At 65.4% G+C, this 13,230-nt stretch carries 15 protein-coding genes; 3 read left to right on the top strand and 12 right to left on the bottom strand.

All coding sequences use genetic code 11. From position 1 onward, the window contains the following. Positions 1-63: 63 nt before the first annotated feature. The 4 genes from bcsN to VHL31_RS16595 form a co-directional block, all read right to left on the bottom strand. Positions 64-684: a cellulose biosynthesis protein BcsN gene (bcsN, locus tag VHL31_RS16610; RefSeq protein ID WP_329662350.1), complete on the bottom strand. Its 621-nt coding sequence runs from the start codon at positions 682-684 to the stop codon at positions 64-66. A gap of 204 nt (positions 685-888) precedes the next feature. Next, positions 889-1,791 (bottom strand): DUF1289 domain-containing protein, encoded by a 903-nt coding sequence (locus VHL31_RS16605; protein ID WP_329662349.1) that lies wholly within the window; start codon positions 1,789-1,791, stop codon positions 889-891. A gap of 105 nt (positions 1,792-1,896) precedes the next feature. Continuing rightward, positions 1,897-2,820 (bottom strand): TIGR00730 family Rossman fold protein, encoded by a 924-nt coding sequence (locus VHL31_RS16600; protein WP_329662348.1) that lies wholly within the window; start codon positions 2,818-2,820, stop codon positions 1,897-1,899. A gap of 80 nt (positions 2,821-2,900) precedes the next feature. Then, on the bottom strand, positions 2,901-3,737 hold the full coding sequence (locus VHL31_RS16595) for a protein-L-isoaspartate O-methyltransferase family protein (protein WP_329662347.1): 837 nt from the start codon (positions 3,735-3,737) through the stop codon (positions 2,901-2,903). Positions 3,738-3,784: 47 nt separating this feature from the next. Between VHL31_RS16595 and VHL31_RS16590 the strand changes: the two genes are divergently transcribed. Together VHL31_RS16590 and VHL31_RS16585 are read left to right on the top strand one after the other, a co-directional pair. Continuing rightward, positions 3,785-4,360, top strand: a complete 576-nt coding sequence (locus VHL31_RS16590; protein ID WP_329662346.1) for an SIS domain-containing protein — start codon at positions 3,785-3,787, stop codon at positions 4,358-4,360. 37 nt (positions 4,361-4,397) lie between these two features. Further along, on the top strand, positions 4,398-5,558 hold the full coding sequence (locus VHL31_RS16585) for a pyridoxal phosphate-dependent aminotransferase (RefSeq protein ID WP_329662345.1): 1,161 nt from the start codon (positions 4,398-4,400) through the stop codon (positions 5,556-5,558). 70 nt (positions 5,559-5,628) lie between these two features. Here the strand turns inward: VHL31_RS16585 and VHL31_RS16580 are convergent, their stop codons facing one another. Both VHL31_RS16580 and VHL31_RS16575 read right to left on the bottom strand, forming a co-directional pair. Beyond that, positions 5,629-5,826 (bottom strand): hypothetical protein, encoded by a 198-nt coding sequence (locus VHL31_RS16580; protein WP_329662344.1) that lies wholly within the window; start codon positions 5,824-5,826, stop codon positions 5,629-5,631. Between the two features lie 32 nt (positions 5,827-5,858). After that, positions 5,859-6,266 carry a DUF2934 domain-containing protein gene (locus VHL31_RS16575; protein WP_329662343.1) on the bottom strand — a complete coding sequence of 136 codons (408 nt, stop codon included), beginning with the start codon at positions 6,264-6,266 and terminating at the stop codon, positions 5,859-5,861. A 212-nt stretch (positions 6,267-6,478) separates the two neighbouring features. On the opposite strand from VHL31_RS16575, the gene VHL31_RS16570 reads away from it, so the two are divergent. Continuing rightward, positions 6,479-6,826 (top strand): PRC-barrel domain-containing protein, encoded by a 348-nt coding sequence (locus VHL31_RS16570; RefSeq protein ID WP_329662342.1) that lies wholly within the window; start codon positions 6,479-6,481, stop codon positions 6,824-6,826. A gap of 64 nt (positions 6,827-6,890) precedes the next feature. Here VHL31_RS16570 and VHL31_RS16565 read toward each other — a convergent pair whose 3' ends face one another. The 6 genes from VHL31_RS16565 to VHL31_RS16540 all read right to left on the bottom strand — a co-directional run bounded on the left by VHL31_RS16565 (position 6,891) and on the right by VHL31_RS16540 (position 12,967). Beyond that, positions 6,891-7,373, bottom strand: a complete 483-nt coding sequence (locus VHL31_RS16565; RefSeq protein ID WP_329662341.1) for a hypothetical protein — start codon at positions 7,371-7,373, stop codon at positions 6,891-6,893. 103 nt (positions 7,374-7,476) lie between these two features. Further along, a complete protein-coding gene (locus tag VHL31_RS16560; protein ID WP_329662340.1) occupies positions 7,477-8,382 on the bottom strand; it encodes a lipid kinase in 906 nt (301 codons plus the stop codon). A 626-nt stretch (positions 8,383-9,008) separates the two neighbouring features. Next, positions 9,009-9,638 (bottom strand): sigma-70 family RNA polymerase sigma factor, encoded by a 630-nt coding sequence (locus tag VHL31_RS16555; RefSeq protein ID WP_329662339.1) that lies wholly within the window; start codon positions 9,636-9,638, stop codon positions 9,009-9,011. Positions 9,639-9,772: 134 nt separating this feature from the next. Continuing rightward, positions 9,773-11,491, bottom strand: a complete 1,719-nt coding sequence (locus VHL31_RS16550) for a sensor histidine kinase (protein ID WP_329662338.1) — start codon at positions 11,489-11,491, stop codon at positions 9,773-9,775. Between the two features lie 32 nt (positions 11,492-11,523). After that, positions 11,524-12,303 carry a response regulator gene (locus VHL31_RS16545; RefSeq protein ID WP_329662337.1) on the bottom strand — a complete coding sequence of 260 codons (780 nt, stop codon included), beginning with the start codon at positions 12,301-12,303 and terminating at the stop codon, positions 11,524-11,526. A 517-nt stretch (positions 12,304-12,820) separates the two neighbouring features. Then, positions 12,821-12,967: a DUF1328 family protein gene (locus tag VHL31_RS16540; protein WP_329662336.1), complete on the bottom strand. Its 147-nt coding sequence runs from the start codon at positions 12,965-12,967 to the stop codon at positions 12,821-12,823. Positions 12,968-13,230: the final 263 nt, after the last annotated feature.

The following is a 13,230-nucleotide window of genomic DNA, read 5'->3' as shown; positions in this document are numbered from 1 at the left end:
CGCGCCAGCCATTCGGGCGACCCGAGGATTTCCTCGCTATTGTTCTGATTGGGTGCGGCCGTCTCAGAGCGGCGCTACCAGTGCCATCCGGTCGAACAGGTCGAGCATGCGAGTGGCGTCCTTGTCCGGGACGCAGTAGCGCATGTCGACCGCGAAGCTGTGGACCTCGGCGCGCAGTTCAGTCGGGGCATCGAAATACTGCCAGGCGTAGATGCAGCTGCCGGCATCGCCCAGGTCGGCCAGCAGGTAGCGATGGACGCCACGCCGGTTGCGGCGCTCCCGCGCGGCCGTGTCCAGCGCGGCACCCGGGAACTGATCGAGGAAACGCTCCTGGATGAGGGCGAGCTTGAACGGGTTGGGCAGTTCGGCCGGCAGATAGGCGCCCATGCCGCGCCAGCGCGTCCGCGTGCTGATCAGGTTCTCCTTGGGGATCGCCGTATCGTTGGCCAGCACCACTTCCTCGACCAGCGTGCCACGGTCGACGCTGCGGCGGGTGGCCAGGCGCAGGTCCGCCAGGTCGCTTGGCAGTTGCAGGATGGAACCGGCCGGCGAGACGGTGCTGACGCCGTTATAGGGATCGCGCGGCAGCGGGTTGGCGCCGGGCCCGGCACAGGCGCCCAAGGTGGACAAGGCCAGGAGACAGAGCCATCGCAGGCGCCGCTGCACCGATATTGGCGGTTGCATCGTCGAGCCTCACTTCCATCGAGGATAGTGCGACGGATTTAAACTTATTGGCGAAATCAGTCCAGATCATTTCTCCTATTACGGGAATGATCCCACAGCCTCCAAGCTCGGTCTGTGCAGCATTTCTGGCGATCCGCATTGTTGGCAGCACACTCCGGCCTGCTGACGCCATGGGCGTCAGGGCGAGCATGCAACGCGCCGCGATCAGGCGGCATCGTCCACCAGGAGCTGGGCGCAAGCCACGTAGTCAGGCGGCAGGTGCTGGCCCGGGGCCAGCTCGCGGCCGGTCTGCAGGAGATCGGCCACCAGTTCCGTGCGGGCCGTGCCGCCGGCCTGCCATGAGGCGCCGTCGATCTCGATGCGACCGAGCGGCGAGACCACGACATGGTCGGAGGTTCCGGCCGCGAAGGCCTGGACCAGCTCGGGCAGGCCCAGCACGTCGCCGCCTGCATGCTGGCGCAACAGGTCGATCACGCGGGGATCGTGCGTCCGGATGCAAAAGCGCATCGGGCGCCGGCCCAGGCCCAGGTCGAACAAGGCGGCATCGCGCCGCGCCGGTTGCAGGGCCTCCGCGTCCTGCCCAAGGCAGGCAATGCCGGAAGGGTTCAGGACCTTGAAGCGCACCCGATGCAACGCCAGCACGATCCGCCGCACCCCGCCTTGCCTGTCGGCCAGATCGAAGGCCCGCGTCCCCGCCGTCGGCCGGACCGCCAGCCGGCCTTCCTCCGACCTGACGACCAGGGCACCATCCTCGATCGTCACGGCGCGAAACTCGCCGTGGGAGGCACAAGTCGCAGCAGCGCCATGCACGCCCATGCGCCAGCCGGCGCCGGGTAGCATGGACAATTCGGCCAGCCGCTGCAGCAGCCTCGCCCCGGTCCAGGGGAGCAGCTGGTAGCCCGGGCCCAGGATCGCCATGCGCCGGGGCAGATCGGACCAGGTCGCCCGCTGGACGGCAGCCGGCATGTCGCCCCAGGCCGCCAGCTCCTCCCCGCTACGACCGCAACCGCCACACCAGCCCGTGGCCGGGTCGGTATGACAGATGCCGACACAGGGCGAGCCGAGCCAGCCATCCGTGTCCGGCCGCATCGCCACGCGTTCGCTCACCGAAGCCGTCCGGTGGCAGACCGACCAGGAAGCGAGCGGACCGGCAGCGACGGCTGGTGGCCAGGGAAGACGGGCGGAAGGGAGGGCCGGAACGGGACCAAGATGCTAGACCTTGCCCCGGCCGACCCGCTTCATCGGGCTGTTCAGGTGATAGTCCTCGACGATCCTGAACGCTTCGTCCGGATCATCGACAAAGCGGAACAGGTCGAGGTCCTCGGGGCTGATCATGCCCTCGTCCACCAGCATCTCGAAGTTCACCAGCTTCTTCCAGAAGGCGCTGTCGTAGAGCAGCACCGGCATGCGCCGGCTCTTGCCGGTCTGGATCAGGCAGAGCGTCTCGAACAGCTCGTCCAGCGTCCCGAAGCCGCCGGGAAACGCCACCAGCGCGCGCGCCCGCATCAGGAAATGCATCTTGCGCAGGGCGAAGTAGTAGAACTGGAAGCTGAGGTCAGGCGTGAGATAGGGGTTGGGCGCCTGTTCGTGCGGCAGCACGATGTTCAGCCCGACGGTCTCCGCCCCGGCTTCGGCAGCACCGCGATTGGCTCCTTCCATGACGCCCGGTCCGCCGCCCGTCACGACCGTCAGTTCGCGGCCGGGATTGGCCTTGCTGAAGATCGCGCACAGCTCGCCGAACCGCCGGGCCGCCGCGTAGCCATTCGCATGGCTGGCAAGGCGGCGGGCTGTCGCCAGCGCACGCCGCAGCCCGACATCGTCGGGGGCCTGCGCATGAGCGCGCTCGGCCGCGTCGATGGTGGCCTGCGCGTCCTCCGGGCTCGGGACCCGGGCGCTGCCGAACACGACGACGGTCGAATCGATACCGTGCTCGGCCAGGATGAGGTCGGGCTTCAGCAGTTCCAGCTGGAAGCGTACCGGCCGCAGATCCTTGCGGAGCAGGAAATCCGGGTCGAGATAGGCCAGACGGAACGAAGCAGATCGCGTCTGCGGGGTATCGGCCGGGGAAGCTGCGGGATCGCCAGCCGGGCGGTCGAACCGCGTCAGGCCGTCATCGTAGGGGTCGGAAAAACTCATCGCGTGCAGCAGATCCGGCTGGTGTGTGCCTGAAGTGTCTCGTGTGCGTGCACGCTAACGCAGGCTTGGTAAAGAACCTCCTAACGAGCCAGCGGCTGCATGCTCAGCACATGGCCGCCGAAGCCGTAGATGCGTTCGGCCGGCTCGGTTCCTGCAACGTGCCGCAGGCTGCGTGCGCTCCAGAGCGCTTCCCGATCCGCGCGACGTACGCCGTCGAGCTGCCGTTCCTCCTGGGGCCGCCGAAAGCCGGCAGCCGGATAGATGGACACGCCGCAGAGCGGCACGACCTCGAATCCAGCCTCTTGCCGGATCAGGAGCAGGAAGATGCCGGCGTGATCGACGCCGGTCAGCGGTACCGCGATCCGGGCTCCCGGGGTAAGGCCTTCCAGCCACGGGCCAGGCAGACCAGTCACGCCGCAGCTGAACACGATGCGGTCGAACGGCAGGTCCGTCAGCTCCGACGCGTCCTTGGCCATCACGGTCACCTGCGGCCAGGCAGCCAGCGCGTCCTGGGCCCGTGCGGCTAGGTCCGCCTCCACTTCCAGCGCCGTGACCGATCCGGACGGACCGACCAGTTCAGCCAGGATCGCCGTGTAGTAGCCGGTCCCGGCGCCGACATGGAGGACCCGCATCCCTTCAGCGAGCGCCAGCCGGTCGAAGACCAGCGCCCAGAGCTGCGGCTCGCCATTGTTGATGCCTCGGGCACGATCGATCGCCACGAGCAAGTCGCTGTACAGCAGGGCCGGGTCGTCGGTGGCGCGCACGGTGCCGAAGTCGCTCACGACCTGCCAGGGCGGCGGGCCGAGGAAGCGCTCCCGCGGCACGGCGGCGAACGCGGCCTGAATGGCGGCGTTGCGCACATGGGCCGCGGTCGTGACGGCGCGCGCATAGACGGCCCTGGTCTCTGGGTTCACCATGGGGGGGCTTATAGCACGAGTTGCACCCAGGAAGGGATAGTCCGGGCATGACGAGCGCAGCCTCCTGGCATGATTGGGCGGAGCGCAGCCGGCGACTGCACGACGAAGCGGTCGCGGCTCTCACCGAGGAGCAGGTGAACGGTGCCGTGGAGACGATCGCCGAAGCCCTGGCGGCGGACCGCCCATTGCTGGTCTGCGGCAATGGGGGTTCGGCGGCCGACAGCCTGCATTTTGCCGCCGAGCTGGTCGGCCGCTTCAAACGCAACCGGCGGCCGTATCGGGTGATGGCGCTGGTGGCCGATCCCGTCTTCATCACGGCCTGGGGCAACGATGTCAGCTTCCAGGACATTTTCGCCCGCCAGGTGCGCGCTCATGGCAGCGAGGGAGGCGTGCTGCTTGGCTTCACCACGTCTGGCCGCTCGGAGAACGTGTTGGCGGCCTTCGATGCGGCGCGAAGCCACCGGATGCAGACGATCGCGCTCACCGGATCGGGTGGTGCGGCTCTGCAGGGCCGGGTCGACCATCTGCTGATGGTGCCTTCCGACGAAACGGCGCTGGTCCAGCAGATCCATCTCATGCTCTACCATCACTGGTGCCACGTGCTCGAAGCACGGCTGGCCTGATCAGCGTATCGCGACAATTTCCGGGGACCCTCCGCGCATGAACCCGATCCGGCCGTTCGTCTTGGATCTTCAACCCTCCGGGATCGGGCAGATCGCACGGGAAGGCCTGGGCGATCCCGACATCATTCCACTGTGGTTCGGCGAGAGCGACCTGACCTCGCCGGGCTTCGTGAACGACGCGGCCAAGAAGGCGCTGGACGCGGGCAAGACGTTCTACGACTGGACGCGCGGGCACATTCCGGTGCGGGAGGGCCTGCTCCGCTACCATGCGAAGCAATATGGCATCGAGCTGGATCCGGACCGGATCTCGGCTCCCGGCTCGACGATGCTGACCGTGATGCTTGCCTGCCAATGCCTGGTCGAGCCCGGCGATGAGGTAATCCTGGTCTCGCCCTACTGGCCCAACATCCGCACGGTGGTGCAGGCTCTGGGCGGCGGCACGGTCGATGTCCGGCTCCGCGAGGGGCCTCGCCGGTGGCACCTGGACATGGACGACGTCAAGCGGGCCATCACCCACAAGACCAAGGCCGTCTACGTCAACACGCCGTCCAATCCGACGGGCTGGGTGATGTCGCGGGAGGAACAGGTGGCGCTGCTCACCTTGTGCCGGGCGCGCGGCATCGCGATCATCTCGGATGAGGTGTACCACCGCAATGTGTTCGATCAGCCCGGCCCCGCACCGTCGTTCGTCACAATCGCAGAGCCGGAGGAGCCCGTGTTCATCCTGAACGGCTGGTCGAAGGCCTGGGCAATGACCGGCTGGCGGTTGGGATGGATGGTGCACCCCAAGCAGCTCGCAGTGCCGATCTCGGTCCTGTCGGAGGTCAACAATACCGGTGCCACGGCATTCGTGCAGTACGGGGGTCTGGCTGCGCTGGATGAAGGTGACGGCTTCGTCCATGACTTCGTAGCCAGATGCGCCTTCAACCGGCAGCTGGCCGTCGAAATCCTGGGAAGCCACCCCAAGCTCGACATGCTCGTGCCGGAAGGGGCGTTCTATCTGTTCCCGCGGATCAAGGGATCGATCAGCGGCCTGGACTTCGCCCGGCGCCTCCTGCGGGAGGAGAAGGTGGGGATCGCGCCGGGGTTCACGTTCGGCGAAGGCAACGACGCCCATGTGCGGATCTGCTTTGCCCTGTCGACCGCACGCCTGGAGGAGGCGTTCGGCCGCATCCGGCGCCTGCTCGACCGGATCTGACCGCCTGCCGCTCCTGGACCGTCATGAGACGTCACCATGAGCGGCAGCACCGACAGGCTGACGGCCAGCGCTAGGGCTTCTTGTCCGGGCTATCCTGGCGGGCTTCCTCGCGTCGTTCCTTGAGGGCATCGGGAATGCCGGTGCTCCCCTGGGTCACCGCCGGCGGGTCGCTGGCCGGAAAGGTATCCTCGATCGCCTTGTCCAGCTCCTTCTCGGTGACCTTCGTGGCATCTCCCTGGTGCAGGGAGTGTTTGTCTTGCGTCGTCATCCAATATGTCCTCTGGAGCCGGTCGGGCGGGTTCAGACCGCTTCGATCGAGCCCGACTTGGCCCTGCCCTTGCGCGCGCGTGGTGCCACCTTCGCTTCAGCGGCCTCGGCCTCCGGTGGTTCCGGCGCCGCCTTGCTCTTCGTCTTGGTCTTCTTCTCCTTCTTCAGTGAAGGAGTCTCGGCATGGACCGGTGCTGGCTCATCCGACTTGTTCGCAGGCTCTTCCGACGGGCGATGGTCCGCGACGACCGTCCCGCGCTTGGGTTTGGCAATCGACTGGTTCCGATGATCCTCGAGCATCTCGATACCGGCCTGCTCTTCCTCGTCGACGAGTCGTCTGGCTTCGTGCCAGTGCTCCGCATCGCGGCCGCTCGGCTGACCCTGCTCAACCCAAAGATGATAAGCACGGTCGCGAATTCGTGCTTCCCGATCATCGGACATGCGGACTTCCTCCTCGCCCTCGATAATTGAACGTAGAACGATATCCTTCGTTCCCGCACCAGGTTTTGCGCCCGCGGCGAAGCACAACGGCTGGACCGCCAGGAAAATCGCCGCGGTTCGGAACCACGGGCTGACACTGGGTTTCCCCGAGAGTGTGGAACGATCTCCCGTTCGTTCCCATCATCATCCACCGACAGGAAGGACCGGGTCCAGTGAACAGACCTGCCATCTTCTTGGCGGCCATTCTTCTTGGCGGAAGTGCGGTCGCCTATGGACAGAGCGCCACGCCTGACAGCGTCCCCCAGAACGAACTCGCCGTCACCGATCTTGTCGGTCGGGAAGTGCGCGACGTCGAGGGCAACAGCATCGGCGAGGTGACCGACCTGGTCGTCGATCAGGACCAGCGCGTCGAGGCAGTCGTCGTGGAAGTAGGCGGCTTCCTGGGCATCGGCGCGAAACCGGTGCTGCTGGCGGCGTCGGAACTGCAGACGGACGAGCAGGACGTGGTGCGGATCGGCCTCAGCCGGCCCCAGCTGGACCAGCTTCCGCCGACCGAGTGATCAGCTGAAACGGCGAAGGCACCGCGTGCCAACGCGGCGCCTCGCCTCATGCTGATCTAACGTCCTACTGCAGGGCCGTGCCGACATAGTGAGGCACCCTCGAGGCCGCCGTCGGAAACATGCCCGGCTGGGCATCGGCCGGCACGGGCTGGATCTCGAGGGCCGTCCTGAACTGCCGGACCTCCTCGAAGGCGCTGGCCAGCAGGCGGTGCAGGTCCGGGTCCTCCATGCTGGCGCGCAGCGAGAACTCCAGGTGCCGCTCCAAGGTCGCCTCGGCCGCCATCACGGATTCGAGGGTGACGGGAACCCGATCCTCCGTCGGAACCGTCTTCAGCTTCTCCTGGAGATCGCCGGGCTTCACTCCATAGTCGATCAGACAACGCATCATGCTTTCGAACAACTCGATCCGTCGTGCATAGGCCTGGCCCCACCGCTTCGCGCTTGACCCGTCGATCTCGTCGACGATGTGACGCGCCAGCCGATGGCATGTCAGCAGCGAGTCACGAGCGAGCATGAGCGCCAACGCAGCACGACGCTTGGAATGCATGGTTGCAGATCCTTGTTGTTCACGAGGGTCCGATTGGTGTCGGTCTTGCAGACCCTTCCCGGCGTTCGACGGCGGCTCGCACCGACACCTCACACCGGCATGATCAACTTCCGGGCTGCTCTTCGGTTCCCACCTCGTCGGCGACCACGACTTCGAGGGCAGAGGGCAGAACCTCGAACCGCACCGGGGTCCGCGTCACCATTTCTCCGTCCGCGGTGACCGTTCGCGGACGACTCGTCCGTACCTCGAACCAGGGTGCGGAGCGGGTGGTGGTCCGCCCGGCGGCGCGATGCCGGCCAGCCCGCCAGGCCAGCGCGTTCTTGGCAAGCTCCCAGAGCGACCGGGGCGCGATGCTGTACAGCCATAGAAGGCCGTCATCGACCCGGGCATCCTCGTGGATGACCATGCCGCCGCCATAGTACCGGCCGCTGCCGACCGCGAGCTGCAGGGTCCGCATGCGCAGGATCTCGTCCGGCAGCCGTATGCGCACGCGGAACGACCGACGCCGGTGCAAGGCCCGAATGGCGGCGATCGCATAGGCGAGCACGCCGAAGCGGCGCTTCAGGTCGCGGTCCAGTTCACGAGCCACTTCCACGCTCAGCCCGATGTTCGCCGCATTGACGAACAGCTCGCCATTAGCCCGGCCGATATCGATCCGACGCCGACGGCCCGTGAGCGCGAGGGCTGCCGCATCGAGCGGGTCCGTCGGCAGATCGAGCGTCCGCGCCATGTCATTGGCGGTTCCAAGCGGCAGAAGAAGCAGCGGCAGCCCCGTCGCCAGAAGGCCGGGCAGCGCCGCATGCACGCTGCCGTCGCCGCCGCCGACCGCCACCATGTCGACCTTCGCCGCCATCTCCTGGATCACCCGGGGGATGTCTGCCTTGTCTGCCACGGCCGGCGCCAGCACCTCCATCCCGCTTGCCTCGAAGAAGTCCCGGATCTCGTCCAGGTACTGCCCGCCACGGCGACTGTTCGGGTTGATCAGCAGCAGAATTGTTGTCTTGTGCAAATGGCCCTCCGCCGCCGCAGCAATGCTCGATCACGATCCACAGTCAAGAACTCGCTGAAGAACAACGCCGGCGCCTGCAGATCGGTGCCGCACCAGATAAAGCCGACGTTATTGTTGCCGGATCAGAAGAGGTTCCCGCTATTGGGGCGAACAGCCAAAATCGACACAGCTCGAACCTCGTCGCAGCACTGGAAGATCGGCGAGCCGATAGACGACAAGCACCACTGGAGTATACATACTACTGTATCGCCTATTCTTATCTAGAACTAAAAAAATGGGTCTTTGGCACACAGCCACGGATGCCTCTCTCCTGTGCATGAACTACCGGCGAGCAACAGTTGCGGACTGGAGTATAGTTCCGCCAAGGACCAGCATAGCTTTACCATCACAGCCGCTGATCATTGACGAGGTCCGTGCCATGAGCTTTTGCTTGCCTACCTCCGGAAGCAGACGCTCGGCTGGGCGCTACCATTCCACCGCAACTGCGATCGGTACTCCTGACGACATTGGAGCAGGCCAATCGAACCGCATGGTCGCCCGGGCATCAAACCCACGACCACGGCGCTCAAACGCAAAGAGGCGCCCGAAGGCGCCTCTCCATTCAAATCAACTTTACTGCTGTCAGCTCAGTTCCAGGATCGACCCGTACGTCGCACCAGATCCTCCTTGACGGCCTGGGCCACGGCAATCCGGCGGGCCTCGTCCGGAACGCTCTCGTCGATCTTCGGCTCGTACTTGCGAACCGGGACCTTCGTCCGATCGACCGGCAGATCACCCTCAAGCACCATCTTCTTGAGGATCGAGCGAGCGCGGGCAACCCGGCTCTTCACCGTACCCACCTCGCAGCCGCAGATCTCGGCGATCTTCTCGTAAGGCAGTTCGTGGACGGTCGCCAGCACCAGCACCTCGCGATGGGTCGCGCTGAGGTGACGGAACGCGCGGCGGAAAGCATCCAGTTCGATCGAGCTTTCCTGGTAGGCAGGCTGCCACCAGTGATTCTCGATCGACTCGTCCTGCTCGACCTCGGCCGTGACGTGCTTGCGGCTGATGACACTGTGAAAGCGGTTGCGCAGAATAGTGAACATCCAGGCCTTCAGGTTCGTCCCTTCCTGGAACTGAGCCTGGGCCTGCAACGCATTCACCATCGTGTCCTGCACGAGATCGTCCGCCAGCGCGCTATTGCCGGAAGTCAGGCTGCGCGCGAAGGCACGCAAGTGCGGTAGCAGCGCGACGATATCCTGCCGGAAAACTGACATGGGTCGTTCGCTCCCTCTTCTGTCGACGCTCCGGCCCCCCCGCGAGTAGCCAAATGAGCATAGACACGTTTTTAAACCGGCTTCGGCACCAGAGGTTCCATGCTGTTCATGGAAAAATCGCCGGAGAAATGATCCTACTTCGTAAGGGGCGTGAAGACCAGCGTGGTTCGCGTTCCGCTGTTGCCGGTCTCGACATGCAACTGGCCGCCCACCTGGCGAGCGAACATCTGGACCAACTTGGCGCCCATCCCCGTGGCGACCTCGGTCGACTCCGCACCCGCCTCCGTCGCGATGCCTATGCCGTCATCCGCGATCACCAGTTGGGCCATTCCCCCTTCGAGCCGTTCCAACCGTACCTCGATTGTCCCGCGCCGCGCTTCTGGAAATGCATGCTTGGCGGCGTTGGTCAGGAGTTCGGTCGTCAGCAGCGCAAGCGGCGTGGCCTGATCGGCGACCACAACCATGGGATCCAGGGAGATCGCCAGGCTCACCCGATTGGACAGGTCGGTCGAGAGGTCATGGACGAGCGGGCAGAGCTCCTCCAGCAGCTCGTCGAGCGACACCAGCTTCAGGTCGATCCGCTCGTAGAGCTTGCGATGAACCAGCGCCAGCGCCTTGATTCCCAGCTGGGCCTCCCGCATCGCCCGCTGCGCCTGGACGTTCCGCAGGGACGCCGCCCGAAGGTTGAGCAGGCTCGTCACGATCTGCAGATTGTTCTTCACCCGGTGGTGAATCTCCCGCAGCAGCAGGTCCTTCTCCTGCAGGGAGGACTGGAGGAGCTGGTCGCGCTCCCGGATCTCGCGGGCCGCCCTCGTGAAGGCGTGAGCCAGTTCCTCCAGCTCTTCAGGCGCACCATCCAGGGCCAGGTTCGGGATCTCGCCGTCACGGCGCCACTTGCGGACCGCCCGGGCGAGCTTCAGCAGCGGGCGGGTGATCAGGAGGTCAGTGGCTACCCAGACGACGAACACCGACAAGAACAGGATCGAGGTCGGCAGGAGAATGCCGCTTTGGAAACGCGCATCCAGCCAGTTCCAGCGCTGTACCGGCAGGCCGACGACAACCGCCGTCAGCACCCCTTCAACCTCACTGGGGCGGGACATGAACTGCCAGGTCGTCCCTTGATGACTTTCGGCCACCACCTGGGTGAACGGATGGCTCAGCAGGTTCCGGATGGTCTGCGGCTCGATATCCACCAAGCCCAGCTGGCCGCGGCTGGTGACGATGGTACCGTCCTGATCGACGACGGCCGCGATCGCATCGGCCGGAAGCTGGATCGACTGAGGAAGGGCGATGAGTCCATCCAGCGCCAGGGCCAGGCCGATAGCACCGGCGAACTGGCCCTGCCCGTCCCGAAGTGGCACCCCGAGGACGATCGTCCGCCCGGTCAGCGGATTGCGGGACATCAGGACACCGCTGGACACGATGTCCTTGCCGTTCCGAGCTAGATCGAGGAACCAGTCCCGGTCCGAAAAGTCGAGGCCGACGGCGGAAGCGGATGAGCTGCAGATGGCCCGGCCAGTGGCGTCGGTCCTGGCGAAGGCCCTGAACAGCGCGTTCTGCTGCGCCTCGATCTCCAACGCCTGCCGGCAGAGCGTCATGTCGTCGCCAGTGACGTCCGGACGCGTCGCAAGGTTGGAAAGCAGGCGGGTTGCCTGCTCCACCGCCTGGTCATGATACCCTGCGATCAGCGTCAGCGTCCGCTCCAGGGTCGCACGCTGGCGCGCCTCGTCCTCTTCCTTCACCTTCATCGCCTGAGCGATGGCGAAGGCGGTCGGCACCAGTAGCACCAGGGCCACCACCAGTGCCAGGCGACCCTTCAGGCCACGCAGTCGAGCCGGCAGGAACCGGGACAACAGTCCAGCAGACCTGGCTTTCGGGACTGCCGTCACGCCGCGGCGGTCGCGAGCGCCTGCGAGATCGACACAGCCAGGGTGTCCGCATCGAATGGCTTGGTGATCAGGAAGGTCGGCTCGGGCCGCTGCCCGGTCAGGAGGCGCTCCGGGAACGCGGTGATGAAGATGACTGGCACACTCATGCTGGCGAGGATGTCGCTGACGGCGTCGATTCCGGAACTGTCGTCGGCCAACTGGATGTCGGCCAGGATCAGACCAGGCCGCTGCTCCATGGCCTTGGCCACGGCCTCCGTACGGGTGGCGGCGATGCCGACGACCTCATGACCATTCCGCTCGCAGATATTGGCCAAGTCGAGCGCGATGATGGGTTCGTCCTCGATGATCATGATCCTGGTAGGTCGCTGATCGCGCAGGTCGACCTTGGCCAGCGCCAGCAGTTCTTCGGCTTCCTGGGGCGAAAGGTCCAGGATCGTGCCGATGTCGGCGACGGAGAAGCCTTCGAGAACCGAGAGGACGAGGGCCTGGCGTCGCGCCGGCGCGATCTCGCGCATGCGCCTGTCCAGGATGTCGACGTTCGCGATCGGCGCATCCGTCGACGGTTCCTGCGCACCGTGGTCGCCCCAACTCCGCGTCAGGTTGCGGAATAGCAGGATTCGGAGCGGCAGCCCGGCACTGTTCGACCGGTCGGTCAGCAAACGCTCGAGACAGCGCTGCACCTGGATGTCGCCAAGCCGCTGGTCGCCAGTAATGGCACGTGCATAACGGCGCAGATAGGGCAGTATCTGGGCGATCTCCGCCGCCATAGACGCCATCTCAACATCCCCCGGACTATCCCAACGACAACGAAGCGGAACCTCAGCTACGCCAGCACATCACTTCGACTCATCGCCTTCCGGCGGCTTTTCGTCGAAACGCATGAGAAGTTCGCGCAATTCGGCTGGGATTGCTTCGTTCAGGACCGGATCGTACAACTGGTGAATCTGCCGGTCGAGCCAACGATCCCACCCGGGTTCGGTGAGCGACCGACGGCTCGCGCCTCGGCTCGGGACGTTCTTCTTGCTTCCTGGACGAGGCTGGTCCGACGCATCCGACAAAGCCCAGCCCCCTCTCAACTCAAGTTGCCCAGGCAGCGGTTGCCCGTGTGTGCGTCGTTGACCTGACGCGACCATGGGATCGCAGCCGTCCCACTGCGCTCCATCCATCCCGGCGGAAGCAGCACCTGCGCGCAAGGGCAGCCTCTCGATCTCGGCCCGCCATGGCACCGGGCTATTCCAACAACCATCGATCGAGCGACTGGTTCCGTGGCTATGTTACAGATTGCACACTTCGTCAACGTGCTAGCAGAAACGATCCGAACGTAGCTCCCGTCAGGATGAGAAAGACGAAGAAGAGCATTTGCGCGATGCCGCTCGACACGGCGGCCAACCCGGCAAAGCCGACTGTTCCCGAGATGAAGGAAAAGGTGAAGAACAACATGGCCCATAAGAGCATCGCCGGAGCCCTTCCCAAGGCATCATCAGCTTGGAACTGCAGTTCACGCAGAAGGAAGCCTGAATGCCGCGCGAAGGTTCCTTAGTCGTTGCTGCGCGATTGTCGCCGGATCGGGAACCTGCCGCGAACCCGCGCGTTTGGGAGGGGACCGGTCGTCATGCCGGTGCGTTTCAACCCTCCCTCGATACTGCGGGCTGCCTGCTATCCCCCCCGAGCAGGCGGCCCGCTTTTTTCCGTGGCCGAAGCAG

Origin of the sequence: Geminicoccus sp. (assembly GCF_036263595.1) — a bacterium.
GTDB lineage: Bacteria > Pseudomonadota > Alphaproteobacteria > Geminicoccales > Geminicoccaceae > Geminicoccus.
The sequence above is the reverse complement of the archived record's forward strand: the minus strand, read 5'-3'. Positions and strand labels throughout refer to the sequence as shown.

Coding starts and splice junctions, on each gene's coding strand:
- bcsN (WP_329662350.1), bottom strand. CDS start 684: ATGCAACCGCCAATATCGGTGCAGCGGCGCCTGCGATGGCTCTGTCTC.
- VHL31_RS16600 (WP_329662348.1), bottom strand. CDS start 2,820: ATGAGTTTTTCCGACCCCTACGATGACGGCCTGACGCGGTTCGACCGC.
- VHL31_RS16595 (WP_329662347.1), bottom strand. CDS start 3,737: ATGGTGAACCCAGAGACCAGGGCCGTCTATGCGCGCGCCGTCACGACC.
- VHL31_RS16590 (WP_329662346.1), top strand. CDS start 3,785: ATGACGAGCGCAGCCTCCTGGCATGATTGGGCGGAGCGCAGCCGGCGA.
- VHL31_RS16585 (WP_329662345.1), top strand. CDS start 4,398: ATGAACCCGATCCGGCCGTTCGTCTTGGATCTTCAACCCTCCGGGATC.
- VHL31_RS16580 (WP_329662344.1), bottom strand. CDS start 5,826: ATGACGACGCAAGACAAACACTCCCTGCACCAGGGAGATGCCACGAAG.
- VHL31_RS16575 (WP_329662343.1), bottom strand. CDS start 6,266: ATGTCCGATGATCGGGAAGCACGAATTCGCGACCGTGCTTATCATCTT.
- VHL31_RS16565 (WP_329662341.1), bottom strand. CDS start 7,373: ATGCATTCCAAGCGTCGTGCTGCGTTGGCGCTCATGCTCGCTCGTGAC.
- VHL31_RS16555 (WP_329662339.1), bottom strand. CDS start 9,638: ATGTCAGTTTTCCGGCAGGATATCGTCGCGCTGCTACCGCACTTGCGT.
- VHL31_RS16545 (WP_329662337.1), bottom strand. CDS start 12,303: ATGGCGTCTATGGCGGCGGAGATCGCCCAGATACTGCCCTATCTGCGC.
- VHL31_RS16540 (WP_329662336.1), bottom strand. CDS start 12,967: ATGTTGTTCTTCACCTTTTCCTTCATCTCGGGAACAGTCGGCTTTGCC.